The sequence below is a fragment of the Streptomyces shenzhenensis genome, assembly GCF_021462265.1.
GTDB classification, from domain to species: Bacteria; Actinomycetota; Actinomycetes; order Streptomycetales; family Streptomycetaceae; genus Streptomyces; species Streptomyces shenzhenensis.
In genome coordinates this window covers 144253-162481 of the sequence record NZ_JAJONF010000006.1, presented here as the reverse complement: position 1 = coordinate 162481, position 18229 = coordinate 144253, and the positions used below count along the sequence as shown (strand labels likewise).

Here is an 18229-nt window from a genome sequence, read left to right as displayed (position 1 = left end):
GGTCGCACGGTCCATGAACTCCCGTCAGCGCCGCGGCGTGATACTCCTGATCCTGTCGGTGGTCTGCGCGCTCGCCGCGTTCGCCGGCGTGCTCTCGGTCATCGACAACGCGAAGTCCGAGGTCGGCCCCAAGGTCACCGCGTACGAACTGCGGTCCGATGTCACGCCGTACACCACGTTGAGCGCGAGCCAGTTCAAGAAGATCTCGATGCCCGAGCGGTGGCTGTCCGCCAACGCCGTCACCAGCCTCAGCCAGATCCAGGGCAAGATCGCGGTCACCACGCTGAAGAAGGGGTCGCTGCTCCAGACCGACATGATCGTCGACCAGCCCGAGCTGAAGCCGGGCGAGCAGGAGGTCGCGATCATGATCGACGCGGCCACCGGGGTGGCCGGCAAGATCACCCCGGGCTCGCGGGTCAACGTCTACGCCACCTTCGAGGGCAAGCAGCAGAGCGACCCCGACCAGTCGAAGATCATCGTCACCAACGCCCAGGTCCTGGACGTCGGCCAACTCACCTCGCTGGAACCGGACAACAAGAACCAGCAGCCCACCGACGCCGTCCCGATCACCTTCGCGCTGTCCACGCTCGACGCCCAGCGCCTCACCTACGCGGAGTCCTTCGCCCAGCGGGTCCGGCTCGCCCTGGTCGCCCCCGGTACGACGACCACCGTGCCGGACAGGGACCGCACCTACGAACTCGCGACGGACAAGTGAGAGGCGCCTTCCATGCCCATCAGGATCCTCCCCGCCGTCAGTGACGCGGACGCCGCCCGCTCCCTGGTCTCCCTGCTCAGCCAGCTCCCGGACGCCGAACCGCTGGCCCCCGTCGTCGACTCCACCGGACTCGTCGACGCCCTCGCCCGGGCCGCCGCCGAGTCCGTCGACGAACTCCCCGAGGTCGTCGTCGTCCACGAACGCATCGGCCCCGTCCCGGCCCTCGAACTGATCCGCGAGGTCGCCCTGCGCTTCCCCGCCGTCGGCGTCGTCCTGGTCACCACCGACACCAGCCCCGGCCTGTTCGCCGCCGCGATGGACTCCGGCGCCCGCGGCCTGGTCGGGCTCCCGCTGAGCTACGAGGAGCTGGCCGGCCGGGTCCAGGCCGTCGCCCAGTGGTCCACCGGCGTACGACGCCATCTCGGCCAGGGCGCCGACGTGTTCGCCGGCGTCGGCGGCACCGTCGTCACCGTCAGCGGCGCGAAGGGCGGCACCGGCGCGACCCTCGTCGCGGTCCAGATCGCCCTCGCCGCGCAGGCCTCCGGCCAGTCCACGGCCCTCGTCGACCTCGACCTGCAGACCGGGGACGTCGCCTCCTACCTGGACGTCCAGTTCCGCCGCTCGGTCGCCGACCTCGCCGCGGTCGGCGACATCTCCCCGCGGGTCCTGGCCGAGGCCGTCTTCCGGCACGACTCCGGGCTGGCGCTGCTGCTGGCGCCGGCCGAGGGCGAACGCGGCGAGGAGGTCACCGACCGCGTCGCCCGCCAGATCCTCAGCGCCCTCCGCTCCCGCTACGAGGTGGTCGTCGTCGACTGCGGCGCGCAGCTCGGCGGAGCGGGCGCGGCGGCCGTGGAGACCGCCGACACGGCCCTGCTGGTCACCACGCCGGACGTGGTCGCCGTGCGGGCGGCGAAGCGGACGGTGCGGATGTGGGACCGGCTGCAGATCCGCAAGGCCGAGGAGACGACGGTGGTGGTCAACCGGTACACGCGCGGTACGGAGATCCAGCCGGCGCTGATCGCCCGCATCACCGGGACAGCCATGGCGCGGACACCGATTCCGGCCAATTTCAAGGAACTTCAGGGCGCGGTGGACGCGGGACGGATGCACGAGCTGGACTCGCGGAGCACCGTGAAGCAGGCGCTGTGGGGGCTGGCCGGGGAGCTGGGGCTGGTGCGGACGGCAGAGGGCGGACCGACACCGGCGCGGCGTGCGAGGGGCGCGGAGCGGACGTCGGTGGGGTTCAGACGGCGGAGGGAACTCCCATGAGGCGAGGTCGGGTGGGCTCGGGGGCATCGGGTGGCCGGTCCGGTGCGGGCCGGTGGGGGCTGGTCGCGCAGTTCCCCGCGCCCCTTCGGGGCGCTTCCCCGCGGAGCGTTTCGAAGACGCGCCTCACAACAGCGCGCCCAAGGGGCGCGGGCAACTGCGCGCTCGGCCCCCACCGGGCCGCCGCCGACCGACAGCCCGCCGCCCCCTTCCTCCGCGACCGCGGCCAGGTATCCATAGAACTCCTCGGCATGACCCCGGTCATCATCCTCACCCTCGTCCTCATGTGGCAGGCCGTCCTCGTGGGGTACGCCTTCACCCTCGCGGGGAACGCTGCCGACGAGGGCGTACGGGCGGGCACGGCCGTCCCCCGGGGGGAACGCTCCGGCGTCTGCGAGCGCGCCGCGCTGGAGGACCTCTCCGGCGCCTGGCGGGAGGGGGCCAAGGTGGACCAGTGCGGCGGCACCGGCATGGTGACCGCGGACGTCTCCCTGCGCGTCCCGGTCCTCTTCCCCGGCTCGATCGACTTCCCCGTCACCGTGCACGGCCACGCCGGCACGGTGGAGGAGGTGAAGAACTGAGATGCGCTCCCGCCGGCAGCCCCGCGACCGCGGCCAGGTCGCCGTCGAGTACCTCGGCTTCCTCCCGGTCCTCCTCGTCGTCGGCCTGGCCGGCATCCAGCTCGGCGCCGTCGCCTACGCCGCGGAGCAGGCCGGGACGGCGGCCCGCGCGGGGGCACGCGCCGCCTCGCTGGCGCAGGACGTCGGCGCCGCCTGCTCGTCCGCGGTCAGCAGCGGGATGGACGTGAGCTGCGTGTCCTCCGGCGGCGGCGACTCGGTCACGGTCACCGCCACGGTCCACATCCCGAAGATCCTCTGGGACCTCGGCAACGCCACCAAGTCCGCCACGATGCCCGTCGACCACTGAACGAGGAGCACGGCAACCATGAGCCTGCGGGCACGCATCAACTCCCCCGAGGAGCACGGCAGCCGGGGCGAGGACGGCCACCTGGTCTCCTCGTACCGGGCCAAGCTGCTGGAGGAGATCGACCTCGCGGAGATGAGCGCGCTGGCCGCCGCCGAGCGCCGGGCCCGTCTCGAACGCGTCCTCGGCCACATCATCAGCCGCGAGGGCCCGGTCCTGTCGACCGTCGAACGCTCCCAGCTGATCCGCCGGGTCGTCGACGAGGCCCTCGGCCTCGGCATCCTGGAACCGCTCCTCGAAGACGCCTCGATCACCGAAATCATGGTGAACGGCCCCGACGCGATCTTCGTCGAACGCGGCGGCCGCGTCGAACAGCTGCCGCTCCGCTTCGTCTCGGCGGACCAGCTGATGCAGACCATCGAACGCATCGTCTCCACGGTCAACCGCCGGGTCGACGAGTCGAACCCGATGGTCGACGCCCGCCTCCCCTCCGGCGAGCGCGTCAACGTCATCATCCCGCCGCTCTCCCTGACCGGCCCCACCCTCACCATCCGCCGCTTCCCGCGCTCCTTCACCCTCCAGGAGCTGATCGGCCTCGGTTCGCTCGACGAGCACATGGTGTTCCTGCTGGCGGGCCTGGTGCAGGCGAAGTTCAACATCATCGTCTCCGGCGCCACCGGCACCGGGAAGACCACCCTGCTCAACGCCCTCTCCGGACTGATCCCGGCGCACGAACGCATCATCACCATCGAGGACTCCGCCGAACTCCAGCTCCAGCAGACCCACGTGGTCCGTCTGGAGTCCCGCCCGGCGAACGTCGAGGGCAAGGGCCAGATCACCATCCGCGACCTGGTCCGCAACTCGCTGCGGATGCGCCCCGACCGGATCGTGGTCGGTGAGGTCCGCGGCGGCGAGTCCCTCGACATGCTCCAGGCGATGTCCACGGGCCACGACGGCTCGCTCGCCACCGTCCACGCGAACAGCGCCGAGGACGCCCTGACCCGGCTCCAGACCCTGGCCTCCATGTCGGACGTCGAGGTCCCCTTCGTCGCCCTGCACGACCAGATCAACAGCGCCGTCGAGGTGATCGTCCAGCTGACCCGGTTCGCCGACGGCGCCCGCCGGATCACCGAGATCGCGATACTCGACAGCCACGGCAGCGAGCCGTACCGGCTGGCGACCGTGGCCCGCTTCGACGCCCAGCCCATGACCCACGACGGCCGGGTCCACGGCGCCTTCCAGTACTTCCCGCTCCCGCGCCGCACCGCGGACCGCCTCTACATGGCGAGCCAGCCGATCCCGCAGGCCTTCGGCGTGGCCCAGCACTTCGACCAGCTCACCACCCGAGAAGCGAGGTAGGCCATGCCCCTCCACGACCTCGTCACCCTCACCACCGGCATCACCCTGCTGGCCTGCCTCCTGGCCGTGGTGGGCCTGCACACCTACGCCTCCGGCCGGGCCCAGCGCGCCGCCCTGGTGGACCGCCTCTCCTACACCGGACAGGCCCCGGTCACCGGCCGCCGGCGCCGGTTCCGCAACCTGGACCGGCGCCTGCGCGGCACGGCGATCGGCCGCCGCCTGGAACTGCGCCTCGCGGCAACCGGCCTGGACGTCACCCCCGGTGAGTTCTTCGTCTACATGTTCGCCGCCGTCGTGGCCCTCTGGCTCATCGGCCAGGCCGCCCTCGCCCCCTTCTTCGGCCCGATCGCCGGCCTGCTCGGCGTCTTCGCCGCCGTCCAGTTCCTCAACTGGCAGCGGCAGAAACGCATCGAGCGGTTCATCGGCCAACTCCCCGAACTGGCCCGCATCCTGGCCAACGCCACGCATGCCGGTCTCGCCCTGCGCACCGCGATCGGCATGGCCGCGGAGGAGCTGGAGGCCCCGGCGGGCGAGGAACTGTCCAAGGTCGCCGACCAGTTGGCGATCGGCCACTCCATGGACGACGCCCTCGGCGAGCTCGCCGACCGGCTCCCCTCCCGTGAGCTGGTCGTCCTCGTCACCACGCTCGTCCTCGCCAACCGGGCGGGCGGCCAGGTGGTGTCAGCGCTGCGCAACCTGACCGAGACCCTGGAGGAGCGCAAGGAGACCCGCCGGGAGATCCGCACCCAGCTCTCCCAGGTGACGATGACCTCGTACGCCGTCCCGGTGCTCGGCATCGGAGCCCTGCTGCTGATGAACAGCGTCAAGAGCGGCACGCTGGAACGCATGACGGGCACCGGTCTCGGCCAGGGTGCCGTGGTCGTCGCCTTCGGGCTGTACGTCATCGGGTTCGTCCTCATCCGCCGCCTCAGCCGCATCGACGTATAGATAGGTAGAGGTGGTATGTCGCATGACACTCCTGCTGGCCCTCCTCATGGCCCTCGCCGTCTACGGCGTCTTCGCGGGCGTCCGCATGTACCGTGCCGACGCGAAGCTCCCCTCCGACCTGGCGATCGCCCTGGAGGTGGGCGCCACCCGCACCGGCGCCGCCAACTCCCTCATCGACCGCATGGGCATGCGGTACGCCCCCGCCGTGCTCCGCCTGATGGGCCCGCGCCAGGTGGCCAGGTACCGCCGCAAGATCGACCTGGCGGGCAACCCCGGCGGCCTGACCATCGACCGCTATGCGGCCCGCCGCGCGGTCTACGGCGCACTCGGCGGCACCGGCTTCCTGGTCTTCCTGCTGCGCGGCCAGTGGCTGGTCGCCGTCCTGCTCCTCCTCTTCGGCGCGTTCTGGACGGAGGTCGGCATCTGGTCGGCGATCCGCATCCGCAAGGACGTCATCGAGCGCACCCTGCCGGACTTCCTCGACGTCCTCGCGGTGGTGGTCGGCGCCGGCCTCGGCTTCCGGCAGGCCCTGGACCGGGTAGCCACGCACTACGAGGGCCCCTGGGCCGACGAACTCCGCATCACCCTGCGCCAGATGGACCTCGGCATGAGCCGCCGCCAGGCCTTCACGGAACTCCGCCGCCGCAACGACTCCGAACAGGTCGCCATGTTCGTGACGGCGTTGCAGCAGGGCGAGGAACTGGGCGCGCCGATCGTCGACACCCTGGTCGCCCTGGCCAGGGACATGCGCCGCACCGACGCCCAGAACGCGCGGCGCAAGGCGGCCCGGGCGGTGCCGAAGGCCACCCTGATGATCACCACGTTCATGGTCCCGGCGACGATGCTGCTGCTGGCCGCGGGCCTGCTGCTGGGCTCGGGGATCGACTTCGGGTCGGTCACGGGAAAGTAGGCGGAGGTGACGACGTGACGACCAGGAGGGCCGGAGAACCCGGCCCTGTCGGCCCTGTCGACCAGGCCGGCGATGTCGGCGACGTCGGCCAAGACGTCGGCGAGAAGGTCGAGATCCGGGCCCTTCAGGCGATGGGCCGCCAGGTCTTCGGCTTCCGCCTGGCGATGATCGCCGTGGCGGCCCCCACCGCCCTCCTCAACGCCACACCCGGCCTCGGCGTCCGCCTGGTCGGCTCGGCGGTGGTCGTCACGTTCATGATCTCGTACGTCCTCTTCCGCGACTGGCAGCGCTTCGGCCCCCTCCTGCTCCGCCACCCGACCCTCCTGGCCGCCGACACCCTCTTCGGCTCCCTGCTCCTGATCTCGGCAGGTCCCGACACCACCCTCGCGTACGTCAGCGTCTGCACACCCCTCCTCGCCGGCCTCCTCTACAGCTGGCGCGGAGCTGCCGTCTTCGCCTCCCTCCAGTCACTGATCCTCCTGGTGGTCCAGGAGACGCTGAAGCACCACGCACTGCCGGCCGAGTCCCTGCTCCTGCCCGGCCTCTGCGTCATCACCGGCGCGATGGGCTCGACCCTGCGCAACCTGATGCTCCGCTTCGGCACCGCCACCGAGGCCCTGACCGAGACCCGGGCCCGCCTGGCCGCGACCGAGGCGGCGAGCGCCGAACGCGCCCGGCTGGCCCGCGAGATGCACGACTCGGTGACCAAGACGCTGTACGGCGTGGCACTGGTCGCCGACGGCCTCGCGCAGTCGGCGGCCGCGCCCCCGGACCGCCTGGACCCGGACCTGATCAGACAGCAGGCCCGACTGCTGGCGAGCGCGGCCCGCAGAGCGGCGGCGGAGTCCCGCGACCTCCTGACGGACCTGCGTGGCGGAACCGAGACCGACGTACTGTCCCAGCTGGAATCGCTGACGACCGGCTTCACCGCGCGCACCGCCCTCCCCGCCCGCTACGACGGTCCCGCCACCCCGGTCCCGCTCCCGCCCCCCACCGCCCGGCAGCTGCTGGGCATCGCGGCGGAGGCCCTGGAGAACGCGCACCGTCACGCGCGGGCGACGCGGGTCGACGTACGGGCCGCCGCCACCCCCACCCACCTGGTGGTGACGATCCACGACGACGGCCGGGGCCTCCCCCCGGACACTTCACTCGAAGACCTGCGCCGCACCGGCCACTTCGGCCTGCTCGGCATGACGGAACGGGCGGCGGCGGTGGGCGCCCGCCTCGAACTGACCACCGACAAGGGCACGGAGGTCCGAGTGGAGGTGCCACTGACATGACCGAGGAGACACGCGACCCGCGAGACCTGCGCGTCCTGGTTGCCGACGACAACCCGGTGATCCGCGCGGGCCTGACGACCGTCCTCTCCGCGGCGGACGACCTCACCGTGGTGGCGGAGGCCGAGGACGGCCACGCGGCCTGCGAGGCGGCCTTGCGGCACCGCCCCGACGTCATCCTCCTGGACGTCCGCATGCCCGGCGTGGACGGCATGGCGGCACTGCCCCGCCTGGTCCGCGTCGCCCCGGTCATGATGCTGACGTACAGCGACGAGACCGGCCTCGTACAGGAGGCGGTCCGGCTGGGCGCCGGGGGCTACCTGGTCCACGGCGAGTTCACGACACAGCAGCTGATCCAGGCGGTACGGGACGTGGGCCGGGGCCGCCCCCACTTCACGCCGACGGCGACGAACGCGTTGCTGGCCCACGTCAGAGGCGACGCAACTGCACACGAAGCGTGGGAACTACGCGCTCTCCCAAGGAAATTTTCCCTCAAGGGGCTTTCGCAACTGCAACCATCCATGGGACATTCACCCCAGTCCCGGTTTCAACTGAGCAGCAGAGAGGCGGAGATCATGAACCTCATCGCGTCCGGCATGAACAACCAGCAGATCGCCGCCGTCTGCTTCATCAGCGAGAAGACGGTCAAGAACCACATCAACCGCATCTTCGCCAAGCTCCACACCACCACCCGCGCCCAGGCGACGGCCAAGTGGCTGGGGGTGGCCTGAGGATGAACAGGGTGAACTGGGTCCGGATTTGGGTCCTGGGACCCTCCGCCGATGGGTATGTTCCGGCATACGGTGCCAGGATCGAAACCGAACCCGGAGGGGAGCACCATGAGCAACCTGATGCTGAGGATGCTTGTCGCAATGCAGCGCCGTGCCGACGACCGGGGCCAGACCGCGGTCGAGTATCTCGGGATCATCGCGGTGGTGGTGGCTATCGTGCTGGCGGTTACGGGGACCAGTATCGGAAACACGATTTTGCAGGCCATTCTGACGCAAATCGGCAAAATCACGTGATCTCTGTCCGCCGTTATGGCGACACTGGGCAGGCCTTCCCTATCTACATCACGGTAGTGGGAGGCCTGCTCTTTCTCGCGTTCGCGTACTTCGCGGTCGGCCAGGCCGCGGTGAACCGGAACGGTGCCCAGACGGCCGCGGACGCGGCGGCACTCGCCGCCGCCATGAACACGCGCGACGAGCTTGCGGACCAGTGGGTGAAGGACGTGCTGGACCCGACCAAGTGGCAGGACATCTTCCACGGCAATGTAAATGTCACGAACTCCTGCTGGCGGGCCTATCAACTGGCGGCTCAGAACGACGCGACAGCACAGTGCGATCCCGAGCCGCCTCTGAGCTACAAGGTTGACGCCCAGACGAACAAGACCGTCGGTCGCTCCGTCGTCCCCGGCACGGAGAACACGAAGTCCACAGCGCACGCCACGGCCGTGATCGAGCCGCTCTGCACGTTCACACTGTCCGGGGCGGGCGGTGTACTGCCCGAACTCACCTGCAGGGATAGGAAATGGACCCTGAACCCGGGCGATCTCACGAATCTTCCGGGACCCGAGGACCTCTTCGATGTGCACCTGGCCGACTGACAAGCGAATCGACGAGTGAAGAAGGAAGCGGTGCGATGAGCATTCGGTTCACTGCGAAGGCTCGCAGGGGGATGGTCGCATTGGCTGTCGCAGCCGGTCTGGCCTTCGGTGCGGCCGGATGCGGCAGCGGTGGAGATGGCGACAAGAAGCCCGGCGCGTCGTCTGCTTCCCCGAGCGGTGGGTCCCAGCCGAGTGCGCAGCAGGGGAAGTCCGAGGCTCCCCTCGCCGAACTCTCGGGGCCCTCCGGGCTGGTTCTTCAAGTAACCTCCGCCATCCGGGACTCGGGCGGCTTCCTTACCGTCAACGCGAACCTGAAGAACGACGGCTCGCAAATGGTCGTGGTTCCCGTGGCGCTGCGGGGCGACGAGACGGAAATCGTCCAACACGGCACGTCGTTCGGTGGCGCCACGCTTGTGGACTCCAAGGGGAAGAAGCGGTACTACGTGCTGCGGGACACGGAAGGGCGGCCGCTCACCACGACTGATCTCTCCTCGATCCAGGCCGGCCAGACCATCCCCGTCTTCATGCAGTTCCCCGCCCCACCGGCGGACACCACCGAGGTGACCCTCCAGCTCCCCACCTTCTCCAGCGGCACCATCAAGATCTCCGGGTGAGGGCGACGTGACCACACCCCGCCTCCCCGTGACCCTGGGCGCCGCCACGCTCCTGCTCGCCGCGAATCTCTACGGCGCGACGGCAGCCCGTGCCGACGACGGCGACCCGAGCGTCCCGCCGGGCACCGCACCCTCCGCCAGTGCCCCCGTGAAGATCGACCCCACCGACCCCGACCTGAAGCTCCCGGAAGGCGCCACCCTCGCCGCGCCGAAGGTGCTGGACATCAAGTCGGTCGTGGAGGACCAGAGCGGTGACGAACGCCGTACGGACACCAACGCGGACGTGACGTTCGCCCTCCAGGCCGAGGTGCTGTTCAGCAAGGACAGCGCGAAGCTGAGCGAGGCGGCGAAGGCGCGGATCGGGGCGATCGCGGACGAGGTCAGGAAGCAGAACGCGACCCAGGTCCGCGTCTTCGGCTTCACCGACAACCTGGGCTCCTCGGCGCACGGCGACGTCCTCTCCCGTCAGCGCGCCAACGCCGTACAGGGCGTCCTGGACCAGGACCTGAACGATCCGAACATCACCTTCGACGTCCGCGGCTACGGCGAGCAGTTCCCGATCGCCGACAACTCGACGGAAGAGGGAAGGAAGAAGAACCGCCGGGTGGAGGTCACGTTCCCACGGACGGAGAGCTGAGCGCGGTCATCCGCGTGCCCGCCGAGGCCGCGACCGGCTCACCGCCGTGGCGGAGGCGTCCCGCCGGACCCGATGCTCCCCGAGAGGGTGCCGGCGGCGACGGTCGCGCCAGAGGCCTGTGCGGGTCTCGGGGGGCGCGGCCATGGACCTGAACCGCTGACGGAGGACCGAGGGGTGGTCACAGCTCCTGGAGCGCGTCCAGTGAGATGTCGACGTCGATGTCGAACGGGTCACCGATCTTGAGCTGCTCCCGGTGGGTGCCGGTCAGGGCGTAGGCCTTGGTCACGGGGTCGAGTTCGTAGACCCGTACGACCGGGTGTTTGCCCTCGCCCGTCATCTCGACCAGCCAGAAGTGCGGGATGCCCGCGGCGGCGTACTTGTGTGGCTTGGTGTCGCGGTCCCGGGCCTCCGAGTCCGGCGAGACGACTTCGACGGCGAGCATGACGTCGGCAGCCTGGAACCGGGTCTGCTCCAGCCCGGTGACGGCTTCGGCGCGGATGACGGAGAGGTCGGGCTCGGGGCCGTTGCGGCGGTCCAGGACGACAGTCATCTCGCGGCGGACCTTGAACGCCCTGGGTGCGGTCCGGCGCAGTCCGGCCACCAGAAGGTCGATCATGGTGCTGTGGAAATCCCGCTGCGGACTCACGAAAACCAGGCTCCCGTCGATCAGCTCGGTGTGCGGCGGGAGGTCGGGCAGCGTGAACAGGTCGTCCACGGTGTATCCGTCCCGGGGCGGCACCGGCCAGCGGCGGCCGGGCGCGGCGTTCGGCTTGGCGAGGGGCTCGGCGGTCATGATTCCTCCCATGGGCGGGATTCTCGTCCTGCCTGTCCACCGTAACCGGCGAAAACGACGCTCGTCATCACAATGGGTGACCGGTGGGGCGCAAAGGCGCACCGGACCTCGTCCGTCGGCCGGGCCGACGCCGCCCCTCGTGACGTAGACCGGGTGCGGTGACCCGGCCCGTGAACCGAAGTGGCTCCGGACCGTCCGGCGCGGGTCACGGCCGGCCGTCCGCCGCCTCCACCGTCACCCGAGTGCCGACCTCCACACCCCACTCGGCCATGGCCCCCGCCTCCGCCTCCAGTACGTGCCGGGAGCGCAGGCGGGGGCGGCCGAGACGGCCCGGTGGCATCGTCCGCACGGCGATGACGTTCAGGCGGCGGTCCAGATAGGCCACATCGATCGGTATCCGCATACGGAAGGTGTGGATGCCGTTCGCGGGGGAGAGCAGGATCGCGCCCTCCAGACCGTCCCGCCCCAACAGCCCTCTGGTGCGGGCTCGATACGACGTGGCGATCTCCAGTGGAACGGCAGTCGCTCCACCGCCACCCCCGTGTACGACCAACGTCCCCCGCCCGTCCCGCCAACGCGCCATCTCCGCGTCACCTCCGCAGCGACGGTACCGCCGGGAAGAGCCGCCGACCGCTCCGGCGGCGCAATGTGGTTGTGCCGGCCGCGGCCGCGGGGTAGGACGTTCCCCGTGACTGCACTCGGCGCTGTGTTCCGCCCCCAACTGCCCCCCGAGCGGCTGCAAGCTGTCGTTCGGCTCGCTGACGCCGTGGGGCTCGAAGAGCTGTGGCTGTGGGAGGACTGTTTCCGGGAGGGTGGGATCTCGACCGCCGCCGCCGCACTCGCGTGGAGTGAGCGGGTGCGGGTCGGCGTCGGGCTGTTGCCCGTGCCGTTGCGGAACGTCGCCGTCACGGCCATGGAGGCGGCCGCGCTGCACCGGATGTTCCCGGGGCGTGCCGTCCTCGGTGTCGGACACGGTGTGCAGGACTGGATGGGGCAGGTCGGCGCTCGCGCCCAGTCCCCGGTGACCCTGCTGCGTGAGTACCTCGACGCCCTGCGGGCATTGCTGCGAGGGGAGCGGCTCACCGTCAGCGGGCGGTACGTCCGGCTCGACGATGTCGCGCTCGACTGGCCGCCCGCCGGGCCCGTCCCGGTGTTCGCCGGCGCCGAAGGCCCCCGCACCCTGCGGCTGACCGGCGAGGCCGCCGACGGGACCGTCCTCACCGCCGCCACCCCGCCCGCCGGCGTCCGCCGGGCGCGGCAGCTCATCGCGGAGGGGCGGGCCGCTGCCGGTCGGGGGGACGGCGATCCGCACCACGTGGTCGTCTATCTGCTCACCGCCACCGGGCCCGCCGCCCCCGCCCGGCTCCGCGCCGAACTCGCCGCGGAGGGCCTGGAGTCGGTCCCCGGTCTCGGTGTCGCGGGCGACGCGGGCGCCGTCGCCGAGGCCGTGCGGCGGCTCGCGGAGGCCGGTGCCGACACCGTCATCCTCCAGCCGACGGCGGACGAACCCGACCCCGAGGGCTTCGTACGGTTCACCGCGGAGGAGGTCCGGCCGCTGGTGCCGTAAGGGCGTCCGCGAAAGCCGGCCGCCCGGCGTTGTCAGTGGCGGCTGCCACACTCGCCGGTATGACGACCAACGACGTCCGGCTGCGTCCCGTCCAGGACGACGACCTCGAGTTCTTCCTCGCCTACGAGCACGATCCGGAAGCCGTCCGGCGGTCGGGGTTCACCCCCCGGCCGCGGGAGGCCTTCCTGCGGCACTGGAGGGAGCGCGTGCTCGGGAATCCGAGCGGTCTGGTGCGGACCGTCGTCGTGGCCGGGGAGGTCGCGGGGAGCATCGTCGCCTGGTGGGAGGGCGAGCGCCGGTTCACCGGGTACTGGCTCGGGCGGGCCTACTGGGGCAGAGGCGTCGGCAGCCGCGCCCTCGCCCTCTTCCTCCGGGAGGAGACCGTACGGCCCCTGTTCGCCGACACCTCCGCCGAGAACACCGCCTCCGTCCGCCTGCTGGAGAGGAGCGGCTTCGTGCGGTACGACGACCCGGAGCACCCCGTGGACGAGGGGTATGTGCTGCTCGTCCTGCGCGACGGCGCCACCGGGGCGCCCGCGCCGCCTCGGCCCTAGCCGGCCCTACGCCCTCGTCACGCCGTCTCGGTGCGGCGCGGCTGGTCTCCCGTCGTCCCGTCGATCAGTTCCCGCACGATGTCCATGTGTCCGGCGTGCCGTGCCGTCTCCTCGATCATGTGGACGAGGACCCAGCGGAGCGAGACCGGGTGGTCCCGCCAGTCGGGGCGGCCCAGCGCGTCCAGTGGGCGTCCGGTGATCACCGCGTCGGCCGCGGCGCGCGCACGGCCGTAGAAGTCGATGATCTGCTGGGTCGTCTCGCCGGGGCCGACGGTCATGTCCTCGTCGGTGTAGGGGTCGAACCACAGCGGCTCCACCTTCTCGCCGAAGGCCGAGACGAACCAGCCGTACTCCACCGACGCCAGATGCTTCACCAGCCCCAGCAGGTTCGTCCCCGACGGGGTCATCGGGCGGCGCAGTTGTTCGTCGTCGAGGCCCCGCAGCTTCCACAGCACCACGTCCCGGTGCCGGTCCAGGCCCGCGTGCAGGGTTTCCTTCTCGCCGGCGGCGTACTTCATGTCAGTCGTCATGGTGGGCGAAATTAGCAGCGGGCTCCGAGCGACCGCTGCGATTATGCGGGCCATGGCAGAGCAGACGCACCGCACCTTCGAGGACCTCGTCGCCGAGGGCGCCGCCGTGCCGACCGAGGGGTGGGACTTCTCCTGGTTCGCGGGGCGGGCGACCGAGGCCCGTCCCTCCTGGGGGTACGCCCGTGCGGCGGGCGGGCGTCTTTCCGGTGCCACCGCCGCGCTCGACATCCAGACCGGCGGCGGCGAGGTGTTCGACTTCGCGCTCGGCAGGGTGGCCCCGGACCGGCTCCGGACGCTCGCGGCCACCGAGGGCTGGCCGCCGAACGTCACGAGGGCGAGCGCCCTGCTGAGTGCCCGCGGTGTCGTGGTGGTCGCCTCGCCGGAGGACGCCCCGCTGCCGTTCGCCGACGAGACCTTCGACCTGGTGCTCAGCCGGCACCCGGTGCGGGCCCACTGGTCCGAGATCGCGCGCGTGCTGCGGCCCGGTGGCACGTACTTCGCGCAGCACGTCGGGCCCGCCAGCGTCTTCGAGCTCGTCGAGTTCTTCCTCGGCCCGCAGCCGGAGGCCGTCCGCGGCGTCCGCCACCCCGACGGCGAGCGCGCCGCGGCCGAGGCGGCCGGGCTGGAGGTCGTCGATCTGCGGGCGGAGCGGCTGCGGATGGAGTTCCACGACATCGCGGCCGTCGTGCACTTCCTGCGCAAGGTCGTGTGGCTGGTCCCCGGCTTCACGGTCGAGGAGTACGAACCCCAACTCCGCGCCCTGCACCGGCGGATCGAGACGGAGGGCCCGTTCGTCGCGCACAGCTCCCGGCACCTCTTCGACGCCCGTAAAACGGTGCGCCGGACCTGATCCACCCGCCTTGCAATGCAAGGCGGCGAAGAATGGCCAAGAACCGCCGTCCGGGTTCCGGAACACCCGCCCGGCCGTAGCGGCAGTCAAACGATCAAGACGGTGCATGTCCTGACGTGCTCCATCAATACGGTCAACTCGCCCTTTAGGGAGTGAAACTGTGCATAAGTGAAGTCGGGTGCTCCTTGTTCGGCTCTCGCTTTCACGGTGTTCTCACATCGTTACCTCTTTCGCTTCGTGTCACCCGGTTGGCTCACGTAAGTTCAGACCAAGTCAATTCGCGTAAGCAAAGCTGCGCGGGCGGTACCGCGCGGTGGAGGGGGCTGCGCGGTGCCGCGACGCCCCGCTCGCTCCCGTCACGTCTTCGTTCGCGCTCGGAGTAGCCCGTCGGGGGGACGGGCGCACAACTCGCCGAGGCATCACCAAGACGGCCCAAACCCTCTTGATCTCCCCGTAGGCGGCCACTTCTCCTGGGATTCCGCTGTGAATCGGCCATTCAAGGCCCTTGGATCCGGTGATTCAGGCCCACCGGGGCGTCGCCGGGCGACTCCGGAGAGTAGTTGATGCGTGCTGATGCGCGCAGCATCACTTACGAAGGGTTATGGTGGAAGCCCCCCCTCGGGCCGGTCCGTCTCCCCCCCACGGACCGGCCCGTTTTTTGTCCACGGTTCCCCCGCCGCTTCTCAAGCGCCGTCGAGGCCGCGTCGCGAAGGGGCCGGGGCCGTGCCGGTACGCGGCTCCGCCGCGGGACGCGACCGTCCGCGGGGCGCCCGGCGGCCCCGGTCGCCACCCCGTGGGGCGCGCCCTCCCTGCCGAGCCTCCGTCAACTCCCAGCGGGGTAGGCTGCGAGAGCGGACTCCCGCATCCCCAAGCGCGCGGACTCCACGCGGACTCCCGCATCCGAATCACGAGGGGCGGACTTCAAGTGAACCTGCGCGACAAGCTGCGCGGCCTGCTCGTCAGGCTCTACGCGCGCCGGGTGGAAGGCCACCTGGACCACGCTCAGGTGCCCAAGCACATCGGCGTCATCATGGATGGCAACCGCCGCTGGGCGAAGGCCGCGGGCTCCAGCACGGTGCACGGTCACCGCGCCGGCGCCGAGAAGATCGAGGAGTTCCTCGGCTGGTGCTCCGAGACCGATGTCGAGGTCGTCACCCTCTGGCTGCTGTCCACGGACAACTTCGACCGCGCCCAGGAGGAGCTGGTCCCCCTCCTCGGCATCATCGAGGACGTCGTCCGCACCCTCGCCGCCGACGGCCGCTGGCGCGTCCACCACGTCGGCACCCCCGACCTGCTGCCCTCCCCGATGCAGACCGCGTTGAAGGAGGCCGAGGAGGCCACCGCGCACGTCGACGGAATACTGGTGAACGTCGCCATCGGCTACGGCGGCCGCCAGGAGATCGCCGACGCCGTCCGCTCGATGCTCCTGGACGCCAACGACAAGGGCGTCTCCATGGAGGACCTCGCCGACTCCGTCGACGTCGACATGATCGGGCGGCACCTCTACACCGGCGCCCAGCCCGATCCCGACCTGGTGATCCGCACCAGCGGTGAGCAGCGGCTGTCCGGATTCATGCTCTGGCAGACCGCCCACTCGGAGTACTACTTCTGCGAGGTCTTCTGGCCCGCGTTCCGCAAGGTCGACTTCCTGCGCGCCCTGCGTGACTACGCGGCCCGGCACCGCCGCTACGGCGGGTGACGTCATCCTGACGGCGGACGTCAACACGGCATATGCCCCCGCCGCCGTCGCCACGCTGGATAACCCCGTCGTCACGGTGGATGACCCCACCCCGCCCATGAGGCGTAAATCACCCATATTGGGGCGCGAGTAACGCGGAGTTCACCTGCGCGCCGTTGCGGACCGTGGCATGGCGGCGCATCTTCGAGGGCATAAGCCAAGCAGGTCGATGCCCGAACCACGGGCATCGGTTCTCAGCGGGCGGCTCGGGGCCGTCCGCCCGGGAGGCCCTTTGCACCAGCCCGACCGTGCGGTCACGGCACGGAAGAAGCAGCGGGGGGCCGGTTTTCGGCCCGTGCAGAGCGGCCGGCAACCGGTCCAGCTCGCCTTCGTCGCTCCCCGACCTCATCCGAGGGGGTACGTCCTTCCGTGGTGACCAGCACAACGCGCCGCAAGTCCGACCGGCGCACCTATGTTCTCGACACCAGCGTCCTGCTGGCCGACCCGAACGCCATGGCCCGCTTCGAGGAGCACGAGGTCGTGCTTCCGATCGTCGTGGTCACGGAACTGGAGGCCAAGCGGCACCATCCCGAGCTCGGTTACTTCGCCCGGCAGGCGCTGCGCCTGCTCGACGACTACCGGGTCCGGCACGGCCGCCTCGATGCCCCCATCCCGATCGGCGACCTCGGCGGCACCATCCGTGTCGAGCTCAATCACTCGGACCCCAGCGTGCTGCCCACCGGCTACCGCCTGGGGGACAACGACTCCCGCATCCTCGCGGTCGCCCGCAACCTGCAGGCCGAGGGGTACGACGTCACCGTCGTCTCGAAGGATCTGCCGCTCAGGATCAAGGCCTCGTCGGTCGGCCTCCTCGCCGAGGAGTACCGCGCCGAACTCGCCATCACGGACTCCTCCGGCTGGACGGGGATGTCCGAACTGACCCTGCCCGGCGAACAGGTGGACATCCTCTTCGAGGAGGGCCACGTGTACGTCCCGGAGGCCGCCGACCTCCCCGTGCACACCGGCCTGACCATCCAGTCGGAGCGCGGCAAGGCGCTCGGCCGGGTGACGGCGGAGGGCAACATCCGCCTGGTGCGCGGTGACCGGGAGGCGTTCGGCATCAAGGGCCGCAGTGCCGAGCAGCGCATCGCGCTCGACCTGCTGCTCGACCCGGACGTCGGGATCGTGTCGATGGGCGGCCGGGCCGGCACCGGCAAGAGCGCGCTGGCCCTGTGCGCGGGCCTGGAGGCGGTCCTGGAGCGCCGCCAGCACCAGAAGGTGATGGTCTTCCGCCCGCTGTACGCGGTCGGCGGGCAGGAACTCGGCTATCTGCCGGGCTCCGAGGCCGAGAAGATGAGCCCCTGGGCGCAGGCGGTCTTCGACACCCTCTCGGCGGTCACCAGCCGCGAGGTCATCGAGGAGGTCACCGCCCGAGGGATGCTGGAGGTGCTGCCGCTCACCCACATCCGCGGCCGCTCCCTGCACGACGCGTTCGTGATCGTGGACGAGGCCCAGTCACTGGAGCGGAACGTCCTGCTGACCGTTCTGTCCCGGATCGGTGCGAACTCACGGGTGGTTCTGACCCACGATGTGGCACAAAGGGACAATCTGCGAGTGGGACGGTACGACGGTGTGGTCGCCGTCGTGGAGAAGCTGAAGGGGCATCCGCTTTTCGCGCATGTCACCCTCACCCGGTCCGAGAGGTCCCAGATCGCCGCCCTTGTGACCGAAATGCTGGAGGACGGACACATCTGAACCATCTGATCGGAGTGTCCAACCTGAGCTGATCGCTCACTCGTTGGCGCCGTCCGGCAAAGGCCCCGAGCCTAGCCGGGCGGCGTCTTCGTGCGTGGCGGTTTCCTGAAACTCCCTGGGAGAAACCGGGTGTGAGCTTTCACACGCAACTCTGAATTGCCACCCGGCGTCGGGTTACGGCAAAGTCTCAGTCCTGTCAGGCCCCGCATACGACACACCTGTACCCCCAGCGGTACGGAACAACAG

The 18229-nt window shown here is 70.5% G+C and carries 21 protein-coding genes; 18 read left to right on the top strand and 3 right to left on the bottom strand.

Annotated features, from left to right (window positions below):
• Window positions 1–13 precede the first annotated feature (13 nt).
• The 13 genes from cpaB to LQ326_RS10950 all read left to right on the top strand — a co-directional run bounded on the left by cpaB (window position 14) and on the right by LQ326_RS10950 (window position 10256).
• The gene (cpaB, locus tag LQ326_RS11010) at window positions 14–715 is read left to right on the top strand and encodes a Flp pilus assembly protein CpaB (protein WP_234535153.1); all 702 of its coding nucleotides are present in this window, start codon (window positions 14–16) and stop codon (window positions 713–715) included.
• Between the two features lie 12 nt (window positions 716–727).
• Window positions 728–1984, top strand: coding sequence for a CpaE/TadZ family protein (locus LQ326_RS11005; RefSeq protein ID WP_234535151.1), 1257 nt, complete (start codon window positions 728–730; stop codon window positions 1982–1984).
• Between the two features lie 248 nt (window positions 1985–2232).
• Window positions 2233–2562, top strand: a complete 330-nt coding sequence (locus LQ326_RS11000; RefSeq protein WP_181804255.1) for a pilus assembly protein — start codon at window positions 2233–2235, stop codon at window positions 2560–2562.
• 1 nt (window position 2563) lies between these two features.
• Window positions 2564–2908, top strand: a complete 345-nt coding sequence (locus LQ326_RS10995; protein WP_234535149.1) for a TadE/TadG family type IV pilus assembly protein — start codon at window positions 2564–2566, stop codon at window positions 2906–2908.
• Between the two features lie 18 nt (window positions 2909–2926).
• On the top strand, window positions 2927–4264 hold the full coding sequence (locus tag LQ326_RS10990; protein WP_234535147.1) for a TadA family conjugal transfer-associated ATPase: 1338 nt from the start codon (window positions 2927–2929) through the stop codon (window positions 4262–4264).
• A gap of 3 nt (window positions 4265–4267) precedes the next feature.
• Entirely contained in the window at window positions 4268–5212 is a 945-nt protein-coding gene (locus tag LQ326_RS10985; protein ID WP_234535145.1) for a type II secretion system F family protein, read from the top strand.
• 22 nt (window positions 5213–5234) lie between these two features.
• The gene (locus tag LQ326_RS10980; RefSeq protein ID WP_234535143.1) at window positions 5235–6122 is read left to right on the top strand and encodes a DUF5936 domain-containing protein; all 888 of its coding nucleotides are present in this window, start codon (window positions 5235–5237) and stop codon (window positions 6120–6122) included.
• Window positions 6123–6253: 131 nt separating this feature from the next.
• Window positions 6254–7402: a sensor histidine kinase gene (locus tag LQ326_RS10975; protein ID WP_234535474.1), complete on the top strand. Its 1149-nt coding sequence runs from the start codon at window positions 6254–6256 to the stop codon at window positions 7400–7402.
• Window positions 7399–8130 carry a response regulator gene (locus LQ326_RS10970; RefSeq protein ID WP_234535141.1) on the top strand — a complete coding sequence of 244 codons (732 nt, stop codon included), beginning with the start codon at window positions 7399–7401 and terminating at the stop codon, window positions 8128–8130. The genes LQ326_RS10975 and LQ326_RS10970 overlap by 4 nt, the downstream gene beginning before the upstream one ends.
• Window positions 8131–8238: 108 nt before the next feature.
• Complete coding sequence (locus LQ326_RS10965) at window positions 8239–8424, top strand: hypothetical protein (RefSeq protein ID WP_234535138.1); 186 nt, start codon at window positions 8239–8241, stop codon at window positions 8422–8424.
• Window positions 8421–9005, top strand: a complete 585-nt coding sequence (locus LQ326_RS10960; protein WP_234535137.1) for a pilus assembly protein TadG-related protein — start codon at window positions 8421–8423, stop codon at window positions 9003–9005. Before LQ326_RS10965 ends, LQ326_RS10960 begins: the two co-directional genes overlap by 4 nt.
• A gap of 35 nt (window positions 9006–9040) precedes the next feature.
• Window positions 9041–9619, top strand: a complete 579-nt coding sequence (locus tag LQ326_RS10955) for a hypothetical protein (protein WP_234535134.1) — start codon at window positions 9041–9043, stop codon at window positions 9617–9619.
• 7 nt (window positions 9620–9626) lie between these two features.
• Complete coding sequence (locus LQ326_RS10950) at window positions 9627–10256, top strand: OmpA family protein (RefSeq protein ID WP_234535132.1); 630 nt, start codon at window positions 9627–9629, stop codon at window positions 10254–10256.
• 178 nt (window positions 10257–10434) lie between these two features.
• Here LQ326_RS10950 and LQ326_RS10945 read toward each other — a convergent pair whose 3' ends face one another.
• Both LQ326_RS10945 and LQ326_RS10940 read right to left on the bottom strand, forming a co-directional pair.
• Window positions 10435–11049 (bottom strand): Uma2 family endonuclease, encoded by a 615-nt coding sequence (locus LQ326_RS10945; protein WP_234535130.1) that lies wholly within the window; start codon window positions 11047–11049, stop codon window positions 10435–10437.
• Between the two features lie 205 nt (window positions 11050–11254).
• Window positions 11255–11632, bottom strand: a complete 378-nt coding sequence (locus LQ326_RS10940) for a DUF192 domain-containing protein (protein ID WP_234535128.1) — start codon at window positions 11630–11632, stop codon at window positions 11255–11257.
• 105 nt (window positions 11633–11737) lie between these two features.
• On the opposite strand from LQ326_RS10940, the gene LQ326_RS10935 reads away from it, so the two are divergent.
• Window positions 11738–12616, top strand: a complete 879-nt coding sequence (locus tag LQ326_RS10935) for an LLM class flavin-dependent oxidoreductase (protein WP_234535126.1) — start codon at window positions 11738–11740, stop codon at window positions 12614–12616.
• A 59-nt stretch (window positions 12617–12675) separates the two neighbouring features.
• A complete protein-coding gene (locus LQ326_RS10930) occupies window positions 12676–13170 on the top strand; it encodes a GNAT family N-acetyltransferase (protein ID WP_234535124.1) in 495 nt (164 codons plus the stop codon).
• A 17-nt stretch (window positions 13171–13187) separates the two neighbouring features.
• Here LQ326_RS10930 and LQ326_RS10925 read toward each other — a convergent pair whose 3' ends face one another.
• On the bottom strand, window positions 13188–13700 hold the full coding sequence (locus tag LQ326_RS10925) for a DinB family protein (RefSeq protein WP_234535122.1): 513 nt from the start codon (window positions 13698–13700) through the stop codon (window positions 13188–13190).
• Window positions 13701–13752: 52 nt separating this feature from the next.
• On the opposite strand from LQ326_RS10925, the gene LQ326_RS10920 reads away from it, so the two are divergent.
• The 3 genes from LQ326_RS10920 to phoH2 all read left to right on the top strand — a co-directional run bounded on the left by LQ326_RS10920 (window position 13753) and on the right by phoH2 (window position 17983).
• A complete protein-coding gene (locus LQ326_RS10920) occupies window positions 13753–14550 on the top strand; it encodes a class I SAM-dependent methyltransferase (protein ID WP_234535120.1) in 798 nt (265 codons plus the stop codon).
• A 925-nt stretch (window positions 14551–15475) separates the two neighbouring features.
• Entirely contained in the window at window positions 15476–16249 is a 774-nt protein-coding gene (locus LQ326_RS10915; RefSeq protein WP_234535118.1) for an isoprenyl transferase, read from the top strand.
• Window positions 16250–16657: 408 nt separating this feature from the next.
• Complete coding sequence (gene phoH2 / locus LQ326_RS10910; protein WP_181808154.1) at window positions 16658–17983, top strand: RNA 5'-3' helicase PhoH2; 1326 nt, start codon at window positions 16658–16660, stop codon at window positions 17981–17983.
• The last annotated feature ends 246 nt before the right edge of the window (window positions 17984–18229 follow it).

Excerpts from the sequence above, each read along its gene's own strand:
- cpaB (WP_234535153.1), top strand. The coding sequence starts at position 14 with ATGAACTCCCGTCAGCGCCGCGGCGTGATACTCCTGATCCTGTCGGTG.
- LQ326_RS11005 (WP_234535151.1), top strand. The coding sequence starts at position 728 with ATGCCCATCAGGATCCTCCCCGCCGTCAGTGACGCGGACGCCGCCCGC.
- LQ326_RS11000 (WP_181804255.1), top strand. The coding sequence starts at position 2,233 with ATGACCCCGGTCATCATCCTCACCCTCGTCCTCATGTGGCAGGCCGTC.
- LQ326_RS10995 (WP_234535149.1), top strand. The coding sequence starts at position 2,564 with ATGCGCTCCCGCCGGCAGCCCCGCGACCGCGGCCAGGTCGCCGTCGAG.
- LQ326_RS10990 (WP_234535147.1), top strand. The coding sequence starts at position 2,927 with ATGAGCCTGCGGGCACGCATCAACTCCCCCGAGGAGCACGGCAGCCGG.
- LQ326_RS10985 (WP_234535145.1), top strand. The coding sequence starts at position 4,268 with ATGCCCCTCCACGACCTCGTCACCCTCACCACCGGCATCACCCTGCTG.
- LQ326_RS10980 (WP_234535143.1), top strand. The coding sequence starts at position 5,235 with ATGACACTCCTGCTGGCCCTCCTCATGGCCCTCGCCGTCTACGGCGTC.
- LQ326_RS10975 (WP_234535474.1), top strand. The coding sequence starts at position 6,254 with ATGGGCCGCCAGGTCTTCGGCTTCCGCCTGGCGATGATCGCCGTGGCG.
- LQ326_RS10970 (WP_234535141.1), top strand. The coding sequence starts at position 7,399 with ATGACCGAGGAGACACGCGACCCGCGAGACCTGCGCGTCCTGGTTGCC.
- LQ326_RS10965 (WP_234535138.1), top strand. The coding sequence starts at position 8,239 with ATGAGCAACCTGATGCTGAGGATGCTTGTCGCAATGCAGCGCCGTGCC.
- LQ326_RS10955 (WP_234535134.1), top strand. The coding sequence starts at position 9,041 with ATGAGCATTCGGTTCACTGCGAAGGCTCGCAGGGGGATGGTCGCATTG.
- LQ326_RS10945 (WP_234535130.1), bottom strand. The coding sequence starts at position 11,049 with ATGACCGCCGAGCCCCTCGCCAAGCCGAACGCCGCGCCCGGCCGCCGC.
- LQ326_RS10940 (WP_234535128.1), bottom strand. The coding sequence starts at position 11,632 with ATGGCGCGTTGGCGGGACGGGCGGGGGACGTTGGTCGTACACGGGGGT.
- LQ326_RS10930 (WP_234535124.1), top strand. The coding sequence starts at position 12,676 with ATGACGACCAACGACGTCCGGCTGCGTCCCGTCCAGGACGACGACCTC.
- LQ326_RS10925 (WP_234535122.1), bottom strand. The coding sequence starts at position 13,700 with ATGACGACTGACATGAAGTACGCCGCCGGCGAGAAGGAAACCCTGCAC.
- LQ326_RS10920 (WP_234535120.1), top strand. The coding sequence starts at position 13,753 with ATGGCAGAGCAGACGCACCGCACCTTCGAGGACCTCGTCGCCGAGGGC.